At 49.0% G+C, this 13,291-nt stretch carries 7 protein-coding genes; all 7 read right to left on the bottom strand.

Going from position 1 to position 13,291, the window contains the following annotated elements; all coding sequences use genetic code 11:
* Window positions 1–16: 16 nt before the first annotated feature.
* Window positions 17–3,160 (bottom strand): alpha-mannosidase, encoded by a 3,144-nt coding sequence (locus ACESLK_RS12465; RefSeq protein ID WP_373229786.1) that lies wholly within the window; start codon window positions 3,158–3,160, stop codon window positions 17–19.
* A 4-nt stretch (window positions 3,161–3,164) separates the two neighbouring features.
* On the bottom strand, window positions 3,165–5,471 hold the full coding sequence (locus ACESLK_RS12460) for a glycoside hydrolase family 3 N-terminal domain-containing protein (protein ID WP_373229785.1): 2,307 nt from the start codon (window positions 5,469–5,471) through the stop codon (window positions 3,165–3,167).
* 82 nt (window positions 5,472–5,553) lie between these two features.
* A complete protein-coding gene (locus tag ACESLK_RS12455) occupies window positions 5,554–7,221 on the bottom strand; it encodes a type 2 periplasmic-binding domain-containing protein (RefSeq protein ID WP_373229784.1) in 1,668 nt (555 codons plus the stop codon).
* Window positions 7,222–7,346: 125 nt separating this feature from the next.
* On the bottom strand, window positions 7,347–8,246 hold the full coding sequence (locus ACESLK_RS12450; protein WP_373229783.1) for a carbohydrate ABC transporter permease: 900 nt from the start codon (window positions 8,244–8,246) through the stop codon (window positions 7,347–7,349).
* A 12-nt stretch (window positions 8,247–8,258) separates the two neighbouring features.
* A complete protein-coding gene (locus ACESLK_RS12445) occupies window positions 8,259–9,170 on the bottom strand; it encodes an ABC transporter permease (protein ID WP_373229782.1) in 912 nt (303 codons plus the stop codon).
* 275 nt (window positions 9,171–9,445) lie between these two features.
* Window positions 9,446–11,647, bottom strand: coding sequence for a helix-turn-helix domain-containing protein (locus ACESLK_RS12440; RefSeq protein ID WP_373229781.1), 2,202 nt, complete (start codon window positions 11,645–11,647; stop codon window positions 9,446–9,448).
* A gap of 107 nt (window positions 11,648–11,754) precedes the next feature.
* A complete protein-coding gene (locus ACESLK_RS12435; protein ID WP_373229780.1) occupies window positions 11,755–13,131 on the bottom strand; it encodes an alpha-L-fucosidase in 1,377 nt (458 codons plus the stop codon).
* Window positions 13,132–13,291: the final 160 nt, after the last annotated feature.

Here is a 13,291-nt window from a genome sequence, read left to right as displayed (position 1 = left end):
TTCATTCTATCTCCCTCTACATCAGCAATAAGACGGATTTGATCTCGAACGGCTTGAAATCCAAGCTCAGAATTCCATTGTTTATGTTCAAGAGTTCCAGCTCTTCTTCAAGCAGGTTGACAGTATAAACCTGGGCAGGCAAATTCGGAATACGGATGCTGACACTCTCCCGGCTTCCCGATGATTCGTATAACCGAAGGATCGTTCCGGTGCCGCGCTCCGCGGCTTTTATCGTGTCTAGTATCACAGAGCGGCTCTCCCAGAAGATTATGGACTGTTCGCTTGGCAAGGAAGCTTGATCGATCGCAGTAAATTTCGGTGCAGGGATACGCATGACTATGACGGGGTGATTCAGTTCGGCGGCTTTGCGAACAACTCCTGCTCTCCGCCAATCCAGCTGGTGGGGATACAAGGAGTAAGTAAATTCATGCTCCCCTTGATCTGCCGAAGCATCCGGCCATTTCGGAGCTCGCAATAAAGATAGTCTCATGGTGCTGCCCTTGATATCGTAGCCGTATTTGCAATCGTTCAGCAGGCTTACGCCGTATCCGCCCTCGGACAAATCCGCCCAGCGATGGCCGCAAACCTCATACTGGGCTTGTTCCCAGCTCGTGTTGTTATGGGTCGGCCTTTCCAAAGCGCCGAATGGAATTTCATAGGTCGCCTTGTTGGCAACGATGTCGACAGGGAACGCTACCTTCAATAATTTATGGTCTTCATTCCACTGTACGCTTGTTTTGAAATCGACCCGTTGTTGATGATGATACAGGATGATGTCCTGGCTGATGAACGATCTGTTTAACATCCACTCAAACCTTAACACGTCCGCCGTCTTTCCTTGCGAGACAAGCTCCTTCTTGACCAGTTTAACCTGACCGGCACGCTGCGCTTCAAAACGAGGGTCGATATCCCAGGCATCCCAATAGAGCGGTTTATCGTGAAAAAATTGCAATTCATTGGCTTTCGCTCCGGGAAGTAAAAGCTCGCGATCGGCGGTTTTATCCAGCCAGCGCGTAATTTCCCCTTCCGAATTGAACTCCAGCCGGTATTGGCCGGTTTCCCAAGCGTCAAACGAATCCGTTGTTATCGCGCGAAATGAATCATCGCCGGCGGATTCCTTCAACGTCTTGAGCCATATCGTCGTATAACCGAAGGCTGGAATCGATGGAACGTTAACCGACATCGTATAATGGCCGGGAACAGACTCCTTGCCTCGGACATCGCATTCCAATTGATTTCCGGTATGATCGATTACGCCTGATCTCAAGAGTTCGGCGTCCCCGTCAATCGTGACGACTTCATCCCGCTCCCAACCGAGACTGTTGAATACGAGATAAGGCGTTCCTTCTCCGGTTGCCGAAACTTGCGCCGCTATTGTCTGCAGCGATTGCTCAAGGCATTCATTCCCCAGCTCAAACACCCGCTCGTACTCTCTTGCGGACGTTTCATAGGTTTCGGTTATCGCCGTGCCCGGTATAATATCATGAAACTGGTTCAACATAATTAGCTTCCAGCCTTCGCGAAGCGCTTCTTGAATGTTGTTCACCTGTTCCCTATTCCTATAAAGGGGCGCAATACTATTCCAAATTTCCGCCTCACGGTACAGCACTTCTGCCTTTCGATTGTTGCGTTTATTGCGAGCATGCGTCGTGTAGGTTCCCCTATGAAGCTCCAAATACAAGTCGCCGTTCCATTGCGGCAGCGATTGTCCGATTTTCCCGACCTCTTCGAAGAAAGCCCCGGCTGTACTGAACTGGCTAGATGGCAAATGGGTCATGAGCGGAGAACGGCGTACGAATTCGATCATCTCGCGGGTAACCCCGCCGCCGCCATCTCCATGCCCGTACAGCAGCATTAGCTCGTCATGCTTGTCTTTTTGACGAAAAGCTTGCCAATGCTCATGGATATCCTTCGGTTTCGTATGCTCGTTCAAGCCATGGTTCAAATAAGATAGGATCGACGTCCCGTCAATTCCTACCCAGTGGAACAGATCGTAAGGGAACTTGTTGGTATCGTTCCAATTCAATTTCGTTGTCATGAAATATTCGATGCCTGCAAGCTTCAACATCTGCGGAAGCGAAGCGCAGTATCCGAATGTGTCCGGCAGCCATTCTATATTCGAGGTTTTCCCAAATTCCTCTTTATAAAAGGATTGGCCGTACAGCATTTGGCGTACGAGGGATTCTCCGCTCGGAATGTTCAAATCCGGCTCCACCCACATGCCGCCAACCAATTCCCAACGTCCTTCCGCGATTCTCGTTTTGATTATCTCGTATAACGCCGGATCGTGTTCCTTCGCGAAAGCATATAACAACGGCTGGCTCTGGGAATAGACGAAATCCGGATACTCCTCCATCAAAGTAGTCACGGTGGAAAATGTACGACTGACTTTGCGGACGGTTTCCCGCACGGGCCATAGCCAAGCCACATCGATGTGCGATTGGCCGACCATATGCATCATACCGCCCGCACGTTGATCAGGCATTAACGCTTGAATGCGATCCACCAGTCTTTCCTCCATGGAGCGCATCCATTCTCCATCGGTCGGTCGGCTTTCAAGAAACCGGTCCGTTTCATCCATCGCTTCATACAAAGCTTTCATCATTTTCAACCGGGCCAAATCCTGCTCGGGAAGCAGCAGCATCGCTTCGTAAGCCACCATGACGCTATATAATAAGCTCTGCAGTGGTTTATTCACGCGAACAAGCCGAATATGAAGGCTTTGGACGGGCGGATGGATCGTAGATTGAGCGTTTAACGGATCGACCGGCTCCGGAATCGGATCGTACAGCTCGATTTCGAACAGCGGTTCGCTGCCGATCTCGCCCAAATACAGCGGAACGAAAGGATGGTTTCGGTCCAACCCGTGATAAGAAACGCCGTTTACTCTCAGCAGCCCTTCTCCTCCGCCTTCGATGACCAAACCGACCGGATCGGACGCCCACTCCGAAGGAATCACAATTTTCTTAGCCAAAAAGTAAGTAATTCCATGCTTGCCGTCCAACCGATCCGTCATAAACAAACTGTCTTGGGCCGATTCGAATTCATATTCTCCCGGGTTGACATAACGGGCTTTTCTCATCTCCCAGTCGCGAATCGGGACGGCGTTCAGCCATTGTTTATCGGATAAATATTTAATGAAACGTAATATTCGGTACATTAGGTTACACCTCATTCTGAACGAATAAAGACGTGCTGATAAATTCCTCGTCAGCGTTTCCCCCGACTATAATTCGGAATTCCCCATCTTCGACGACTGGCTCAAACTGCTGATTAAACAATTGTAGATGCTCCCTCGCAAGCGTAAAGGCAACCATACGGGTTTCTCCGGGCGCAAGCGTCACTTTACGGAAACCTTTCAATTCTTTCTCAGGTCTGGTTACGGAGCTGACCTTATCGGAAACGTATAACTGTACTACTTCCATGCCCGAAACCGCGCCCGTGTTGGTGATGTTGACCGTTACAGTCACTTCCATATCCGGAGTGATCCGTTCAGGGGAAATGCTCAGTCCGTCGTAATGAAACGACGTGTAGCTTAACCCGAAGCCGAACGGATAACGAGGCTTCGCGTCCGTTTCTAGATACCGCTTGCCCCTGCTTCTTTTCCCGTTGTAATAAACCGGCAGCTGACCTACGTCTTTCGGAACCGATACGGTTAAACGACCGGAAGGATTAGCGTCGCCGAACAAAATATCGGCCAGGGCGTTACCGCCTTCCTGTCCCGGATACCAAGCCTCTATGATCGCATGGGCAAACTCGTCAATCCATGGCTCCACAATCGGACGGCCATTGATATAAACGATAATTACAGGTTTCCCCAGCTTATGAATTTCTTGCGCCAACTCCAGCTGTACGCCAAGCAAATGCAGGCCCGTCCGGTCAATCCCTTCGCCGCATTCCATGTCACTCCACGAATGCTCGGTTACAACGGAAGCACCTGTTCGGAGATCGATCGTCCCTTCGCCGAAATCGCGCGCACTGGAGCCGCCCAGCGCCAAGACGACAACGTCCGCTTGCGCGGCGCATTTCAATGCCAGCTCGAAGCCTTCTTTGGAATCCCCTTTAATCCTGCAGCCCGGTGCGTACAGGATCCGATCATCACGATGCCCGCCTAATTTGTTGCGGATACCGTCCAATAGGGTAACCACTTGATGGCGGGGCTGCGGAGAGGTATAGTCTCCAAGTTGATTATAAATTTGGTTCGCGTTTGGCCCGATCACCGCGATTTTACCGGTGTCTTTGTTCAAAGGAAGCGTCCCGCCGTCGTTTTTCAGTAAAACGATCCCTTCAAGGGCGACCTGCCGGGCAAGCTCGACATGCTCCCGGCAGCCGATGATTTGCGCGGCTTTGCCGGGATCGACATACGGGCGTTCAAACAATCCGAGCCTAAACTTAATGTTCAATACGCGGTTAACCGCTTCGTCCAGATCCGCTTCCGTAACCTTTTTGTTCTGCAGTGCCGATTGAAGGTGCTTGCCGAACATTTCACCGGACATCTCCATATCGACGCCCGCTTTGAGGGAGATCGCCGCCGCTTCTTCCCCATCCTGAGCAACATCATGACCGTAGGCCAACATATTGATGGCGCCGCAGTCCGTAATAACAAATCCGTCAAAGCCCCATTCTTCACGCAAAAGCTGCTGCAACAAATATTCGTTCGACGTGCAAGGAACCCCATCGATTTCGTTGTAAGCTGTCATGACGGACAAAGCGCCTGCCTCAACTCCTTTACGGAATGGGAGAAGGTCGCTTTCTTGCAGCTCACGCAAGCCCATATGAACCGGCCCCGCATTCCGACCCCCTTCGGAGCTGCCGTATGCTACGAAATGCTTCAGCGTCGCGATAACGCTATCCTCGGAATCTAGATTTTCTCCTTGCAGCCCTTCGACTGCGGCCACCGCCATTTCTCCGATCATATAGGGATCTTCTCCGAAGCACTCCTCGGTTCGGCCCCAGCGGGGATCCCTGACAACATCCAGTACGGGGGAATAAGTCACAGCACCTCCCTGGCTTCGGGTCTCCGCTGCAATCGCGCGGCACATTCGCCTATATAAGTCCAAATTCCATGTACTGCCTACTAGGATTGGAACCGGGAAAACAGTTGCGCCGATCGCCATATGTCCATGCGAGCATTCCTCGCCAAACAGGATCGGAATTCCGAGCCGCGAGCTTCCGATTGCGTAGCGTTGAATTTCATTGACCGCTTTGGCTCCCTCTTCCGGCGACAGTCCGTTTTCCAACGTAACCCTAGTCCACGGATCGGCGCGAAGCACTCCGTACAGCGACCCGACGCCGCCATTTATCACTTGATTTTTGAAGGCTTCATCAAGAAGGATGCTGCCATTGTCTTTATGGTATATTTTCCAACCGAAGGGCTGAATCAGTTGGCCGATCTTCTCTTCGATCGTCATTAAAGCCAGCAGCTTCCGGGCTCTTTCCGCTGCCGGCAGAGACGAATCCCTATAGCTCATAATCCCGCTCCTTTGCTCTATTTATAAACAAAGCGGAAGGAAGCAAACCCGAAGGTTATTTTCCGTTCCGCTCGTTTAGCGATTATTTTTTTGCGATCGCATTTTGGTAAATTTCAATATATTTCGTCAGGTTCAATCCGTCAAAGCCTTTCACGTATGAATCCCAGTCCTTGTCGATGGTTTTTTTGCCGAGAATGAATTGGGCCATATTGCTTTGCACATAGTCTTTGATCGAAGTCGCAAGCTGTGCTGCAACGTCTGAATCCTCCGGAAGGATATATGCGCTTGCCGGATAGATTTCTTTAGGAGCATATGGCTCATATGCCTTCGTCGCATCCGCCAGACGTCTTTCGTAGCCCTTGATGCTTAAAGGATCCTGCGATGACGCGAACGAGTCGCGGAATTCCTTTGACATATCCTTAGGTCCGAGCAGCGACCAGCTGTCGTTTCTAACAGCGTTCTCATCCTGCGCCTTGAGGCCCTCGAAGGAATATTTAGCCTGTTCGCCGTCGTTGTTTTTCTCGCCCGGCTGCGCCTTGTTCCAGCCGACGCCTTCGTTCGTTCCGTATTCGCTTAACAGTGCGCCTTCTTCGCTAAAGGCATAATCGGCAATTTGGATAGCGGCGATTTGCTGCGCTTCGCTCGCTTTGTTCGTAATCGTGAACGCGAATTCTCCCAGACCTTGCCACGTACCTGCAAGCTGAACACCTTGCGGTCCTTTGAGCGGCGGCACGATGACCCAATGCTTGTGACGGGTAATGCTTTCTTCCCCGACATTAAGCAGGTAGCTGACCAGCGCGGTGGTTATGGAGCCAGTTATTTCCACGCCCTCACGGTTGCCCAGCTGGCCAATCGCCTGATCGTTCTGTGTGAACGAAGCAGGATCGATCAACCCCTCTTTGTACAATTTGTTCATGTACGCGAGGCCTTCCTTCCATGCTTCTTTGTTTGGAGCAAAATCTACCCTGCCGCCCTCCATCGTCAAATATTTATCGTTGTCGTTATAAATAAACGAGTTCATCAGGTAAGCGTCGATGTTGCCATTCCAGACGGATTTGTTTGGCGCGCCGGTCAGCGGAATTTCATCGGCTTTACCGTTGCCGTTCGGATCCATCGTTTTGAAAGCTTTAAGCACGGTGTACAGCTCGTCCGTCGTTGTCGGTACCGGCAATCCAACCTTGTCGAGCCATTCTTTGTTCATCCAGTACTTCTGGGAATATGTGCAATGGTAACATTCGTTGAAACGCGGAATTCCGTATATATTGCCGTCCGGAGCCGTCATCGCTTGTTTCAAAAACGGCTTCTTCTCCATCAACGCTTTGAGATTCGGAGCATATTTCTCGATCAGATCGTTGAGTGGAAGCAATACACCCTGCTTGCCATACGTCATGAGATCTGAATTCGAAAACTTGCCTTCCAAGAACACTTCCGGATAGTCGCCGCTGGCCAGCAGAAGCTGTCTGCGGTCAACCAATGCATCTGCGGGAGCAAGATCCCACTTAATTTTGACGTTAAACTTCTCTTCGACCAGCTTCGTATAATCGTTGGCTTCCAATGGAGCTTTTCCCTGAGGAGCGAAGAAAGTAACTTCCACCGGTTCCGCTGGTGTCGATTGTTCTGCGCTGGCTGTAGGGCTAGTTCCGGCGCTCGGCGTTTCTGCAGCATTCTCTTTTTTGTTGTTGCCACAAGCGGCTAGCACCATACTTACGATTAGCAAGATTATGACCGTTACCCACAATGATTTTTTCAAAACAGACTCCTCCTTTGAATGTAAATCCAAAATGCAGAAAACTCATGATACGGCGGTGCAGCGGTATTGCGCCTTCCTTCTCTTTGGGCCCTCACCTCCATCAAGAATAAACCTGGTTTCTGCACTCAGCCTTTTAAGGAACCGATCATGACGCCTTTGACAAAATGCTTTTGTATAAAAGGATACATAACCAGGACAGGGATGCAGGCTACCACGATCAGCGCGTACTTGAGTACTGTCTCGAAGCCTTGGTCGCGCATCTTTTGCGCCGTATTCGCCAGCATTTCGGGATCGGCCGCGTTGAGGATCAGCAGGTTGCGAAGTACATATTGCAACGGGAATAAGTGTTCCGACCTTAAGTAGATCAAGGCATCGAAGTATGCATTCCAATGACCTACCGAGTACAACAGTGCCAAAACGGCAAGAACTGGTTTGGACAACGGAACTACGATGCTTACCAGAAACCGGATGTCCCTGCACCCGTCGATCTGAGCTGCTTCCTGAAGCTCTGACGGTATGGAGGTTTGGAAAAAAGTCCTGGCAACGATGACCTGAAAGACGGACAACGCACTTGGAAGCCAAAGCGCCCAACGGGTATCCAGCATGTGAAGGTCCTTGACGAGCAAATAGGTGGGTATGAGTCCCCCATTGAAGAAGAAGGTAATCATCATGATAATGACGACGATATTACGTCCATAAAAATTTTTCTGTGAAAGCGGGAACGCCAGCAGCACCGTTAACACGACATTGATCAACGTTCCGACCACCATATAAATAATCGAGTTCATATAGCCAAGCATAATCTGAGAGCTTTGGAGCACTGATTCATATGCCCTGAACGAAAACTCTACCGGAAACAGCCATACTTGCCCGGACACGACCGCTCTTGGCGAACTGAGCGACGAACTTAAAATGTACAGGAGGGGATATAAGACACTCAGCATCAACACACTTAATAAGGTGTAAAGGGATATGAGGAGGACACGGTCGCCGAAGGATTCTTTGATTCTATTTTTGTTAAACATGTTTCTCCTCCTTTACCACAGGCTTGTCTGTGAAAATCTGCGCGCAATGGAATTTACAAATAGAACCAGGATCAGGTTTATGACGGAATTGAAAAAGGAGACGGCCGTGGAGAAGCTGAAATTCGCGCCGAGCAAACCTACCTTGTAAACATAAGTGGAGATGACTTCGGACGAGCTTATATTGAGCGAGTTTTGCATCAAATAAATCTTTTCAAATTCGATGCCCATAACCTGTCCTAGTTTCAGGATCATCATGATGATCATAACCGGAACCAGAGCAGGCAGATCGATATGAATAATCTTCCGCACTCTGGAGGCTCCATCGATTCGGGCCGCTTCATATAAGGAAGGATCGACACTTGCGAGCGCCGCGATGAAGATGATGGAATTGTACCCCATTTCCTGCCACACACCGGACCAGACATAGATGGATTTGAAATATTCTGGAACCCCCATGAAGTTGGATGTCGGCAGTCCTAGGAACGTGAATATGCGCTCTACTACTCCGACATGCGGCGTGAGCATCAGAATGAGGATAGAAACCATGACAACGGTGGAAATAAAGTGCGGGGCATACGTTACCATTTGTACCGACCGCTTGAAGAAACCGGTGCGAATTTCATTCAACGCCAATGCAAGCAAGACTGGAACAGGAAACCCGGCAAACAAGGAATAGAAACTGACGCCAAGCGTATTCTTGATAATCATCCAAAAATTTGGGGAATTAAAGAACAATTCGAAGTGCTTCATTCCGACCCAAGGGCTCCCCCAAACCCCGTCTATAACATTAAAATCTTTGAAAGCGATTTGGACTCCGACCATCGGAATGTATTTGAAAATCAGTAGATACAGCACTGGGAGAAAAACAAGACAGTATAATTCCCAACTTCGCTTCATCTTTATCCAAGATTGGCTCATACGCATTTCCCCTTATTGTCCCGATTAGCCCGAGCGTTGCTCTGCAGGTTGCCCCGGTTGATAACTTAATACTAAACTCCCCCTACTTCATCGATCAATTTGTAAGATTCGTTGACAACACATTTTTCTCAACACCAGAAATAGCTTATAAAAGTTGGAATAAAGCGCTTACTTCGTAATTTTCTACGCTTCTCACTTTTCACCTAATAGAAAATCCTTAGTTCGCGTCAGATTTATTGACACGAACCAAGGATTTGAACGAATAGTCGCAACATTATAAATCAAATTCCAGCTTGCTTGCGGAAATCGCTGGGAGAAACTCCCGCGATATTTTTGAAGGCGCGGTTAAAGGAATTGTAATTGTAGTACCCTACCTCTAAGCCGATCTCTTGCAGTGATTTCTCCGTATCAAGAAGTCTTGTTTGAGCATTTTTGATGCGGAGCCCGATCAGGAAGTCCACGAAGTTTTCGCCGAATTCTTCCTTGAACAATTTGCTGATGTTTTTTGCCTGCATCAGGAATTTATTACTCAAATAGTCGAGTGAAAGATCCGGGTTGGCATAATGCTCTTCGATGTAGCTGCGGATTTCGCCAATGACGATCCGGTTTCGATGAGAATCCCTTAAGGTTTTCATTTTTTCGGATGCAGCCCCAAAGATACGGATGCAGTGGCGCTCGAGTTCATTAACTGTTTCCCAGTATTTCTCTAATTCAAGTAATTCCTTTTCCGCTTCTTTCCAAACATTCCGATACTCTTTGGACAGTTCCAAAAAGACGCGGTCCAAATGCTGATGAAGAAATTGCAAGAGACTTTCGATTTCTTTCCGCGAGGAGATGGAGTCCCTGATTTGCTTGAACAATTCGTTCAAATGCTTGTCCCATTCATGATCGGGCAACCGAAAGGCTTGGGTAAAAGAATAGATCGTGTGGAAGTATTCGTGACTCCTTGTTTGGGGCCTTGTTACTTCTACCGGATGAATAACCCGACCCGTGCCCAGAACAGCTTTATATTGAAGCATGCTGACTGCAATTTCGTAAGAACTGCGCAGCTCTTCGAGCGTGGAAGCCGTGCTTCCCTGACCAAGGGTGATCGTGAAGCTCAGATTCTGTTTCACCCACTGAATGGCCAATGCGGCTGTTTTATCTCTAAGCTCTATCATTTTCTCCTCATCTGGAACCCATACGATAGCGGCGAGCCGGCGGTCGGTCATCCATTCCGCCCAAATGTACGCTTCTCGAATCTGAACCGTTTCCTGAAGGACGCTGGATAGAAGAAACTTGAGCAGGGATTGATCGTGTTGATTATAGGTTTGAGAAAAAGAGTGATAACCATCGATTTCCAGCACTTGAACGTAGGCTTTCTGTCCGACGACATCCAGATTATATTTTTTCAAGTCGGATAGCCATTCCTTCTCGTTAATCGGAACGGATCCTTCCATCGCTTCCTGAAATCTATGCTTTTTTTGCCGGATGAAAATGTCCAGGTTCTGCTGCCGGATTTTCTGCATTTCCTCCATCATATGCTCCAATGCGCCGCGAATGAAGCCGAATTCGTTCTCGCCCGGCTTGCCAGCTTCCTTATTCGTCAATGAGCTGGTTTGGATCAGCGAGACAATCTGCCCGATCGGTTTATAATTCCGTTTGGTTACGTAGATCAGCCAAATGACGCCAAGCAGCACCGCGGCAATCGCCGTGATAAGCCAAACATTATAAAACTTCAGGGTAAGACGAATAATCCCTTTGTCGATAAGGCCGCTTTCCACCTGCCAACCGGTATAAGGAGAGACAAACTGGGAGAATACTTTCCCTTCATCCTCTACTCCCACCAGATTCTGTCCTTGGCCGTCGATTAAACGGACAAAGCTGATACCGGGATTATACATTTGGACGATGGAAGCCGTAAGTTTCGGCAAACTGACATTCACTACAAAAAAACCTTTTTTTACACTGCTAAAATAAGGGTATCCCCGCACAAGCGTAATGACTTCTTCTCCAGCGACATCGGGGTACGCTTTATAAATCCTTTTGTCCGTCCATTTAACGTTAGCTTTGCTCTGCTTAACCTGTTCGATGAAGGTTTTATCCGCGAACTCTTCCATTCTGAAGGAGGAACCATCACCTAACACGTACTGGTCCTTCAATCGTACGAAATAAATGGAATCAATGATCGGATAATTGAATTTCAAGTTTTCCATAACCTTAACGGCCTGAATGTTCTCGTAAGCGTCGATGTTTTCAAGGCTGAAAAACCGCGACAGGACCGGATGGATGAGTATATCTCTCACGACATTGTAATCTATCGCTTTCAGCGAGTTGTCCGTGGTCCGTATAACTTGCTGGGCTAGAAATTCATTGGCTTTGATCGTTTCTTTGCGGCTCTGTTCATTTAACGTCTGAAAGAAAACCACGAATAAAATCGTGATGACGACGAAAAACACAGGCAGGTATGATAAAAGGAGTTTGCGGAACCAGTTTCTATTCATACGGAACGGAACCCCCTTTTCTCCTTTATATCACAACTCATACCCGAAAAGTGCCCTTTTGCGGCATTAGCGTATCATGTAAAGATTGGAAATGAGCGGCTCTCCGATCAAAGCGTCATGATCCGCAATACGTGAGCGATCGGGGCTTCGCCCGTCCATTCGGACCTTGGAAGACGAACAGTTATCCCTTCTTCTGACCGGACATATTCTAGATTTCCGTCGACGCCGATCAATTCGATGCTCGCAACTGTTTCCATATAGGGAATATGGATATGTTCCGTTACAGGTGAATCCGGACTTGGATATAGATAAGAGCAGTATACCGTATCCTCTTTGCGGGTGAACGCGCATCCGCTTGTATAATAAGGAGCGCAAATTCGTGTCCCATATACGGCTTCCCCGTACTTTTTCATCCATGCGCCAAGCTCCTTCATTCGTCTAACAGCACCTTCCGGCAATCGACCGTCGGGCTGGGGTCCCACATTTAACGCTAGGTTGCCTCCTTTCGCCACCACCTCTAGAAGAATATGCACCAGTTTTCTGGTCGATTTATATTGATCCTCATAGCGGAAAGAGAAGGAGGTACCCATTGTTATGCAGCTTTCCCATGGCACATTCAGGGGGCCGTCCGGAATCGTCTGCTCCGGCGTTACGTAATTTTCATACGGACCTCCAACCGTGCGATCGGCCGAAAGCAGCCACGGCTGGGTTTCACGCGCCCGTTCAACGACCTCGCCAAGCCTTATATCCTGCCCGCCCCTTCCTGCTTTAACCCAGCCGGCATCCAACCACAGTACATCGATTCGACCATACCGGGTCATCAATTCCATGATTTGCTCATGGGTAAACTGAACGAACTTTTCCCACAGCCAGGGATAGTCCTTCGGGTCATAGGATGGTCCCCGCCACATGTTGCGGCCTCGCGCCATACCCGGCGCCCAATAGTACGGGGTGTTCCAATCCGCTTTGGAGAAATAAGCGGCGATGGCCAATCCTTTCGAGCGAAACGCATCGAATACGTGCTTGCAAATGTCCGCATAGGGGTGGGTGTGAAAAGGAGTGTCCGAGCCCGTAATCCGGTAGTCCGTCGCATGCGTATCCCACATGCTGAAGCCGTCGTGATGTTTGGTCGTGAATATCAAATACTTGAACCCGCCTTCGGCAGCGAGCTCCGCCCATACGTCCGGCTGAAAGCGAACCGGATTAAACGTCTTGTTCAATCCGAAATATTGGCGTTTAAATTCCTCCATGTCGCTTGTCCAGTTAATGTCGTCGCGTGACCAGTCGCCGTCCTCGTCGCTCAGAGCCCACGACTCCACCGTACCCAGTTGGGAATAGGGACCCCAATGCATCATCAATCCCAGTTTTTGATCCTTGAACCATTCCAGCCGCTCTAGAATAAGCGGATCTTCCGGTTTAACCCAATCGGATTCGCTGCTGAAATTGTGAACTCCGTTCTGCACTTCCTCAGTGAAATCGCTCACTTAAAAATACCTCCCCTGTTTACTTAAACTTTACAAAACAGGTGCCGGATTCCGCAATTCACTTAATTCTGAAAGATTGCATTTTTCCTCGCGATTGCCTGGATTCGGATGCTTTTCCTGAAAAAAAAAGAAACGGGACCCAAAATCCCCGTTTTCAAGC

Origin of the sequence: Cohnella sp. (assembly GCF_041640265.1) — a bacterium.
GTDB lineage: Bacteria > Bacillota > Bacilli > Paenibacillales > Paenibacillaceae > Cohnella.
This window is presented reverse-complemented; position numbering and strand designations above follow the sequence as displayed.

Excerpts from the sequence above, each read along its gene's own strand:
- ACESLK_RS12465 (WP_373229786.1), bottom strand. The coding sequence starts at position 3,160 with ATGTACCGAATATTACGTTTCATTAAATATTTATCCGATAAACAATGG.
- ACESLK_RS12460 (WP_373229785.1), bottom strand. The coding sequence starts at position 5,471 with ATGAGCTATAGGGATTCGTCTCTGCCGGCAGCGGAAAGAGCCCGGAAG.
- ACESLK_RS12450 (WP_373229783.1), bottom strand. The coding sequence starts at position 8,246 with ATGTTTAACAAAAATAGAATCAAAGAATCCTTCGGCGACCGTGTCCTC.
- ACESLK_RS12445 (WP_373229782.1), bottom strand. The coding sequence starts at position 9,170 with ATGCGTATGAGCCAATCTTGGATAAAGATGAAGCGAAGTTGGGAATTA.
- ACESLK_RS12440 (WP_373229781.1), bottom strand. The coding sequence starts at position 11,647 with ATGAATAGAAACTGGTTCCGCAAACTCCTTTTATCATACCTGCCTGTG.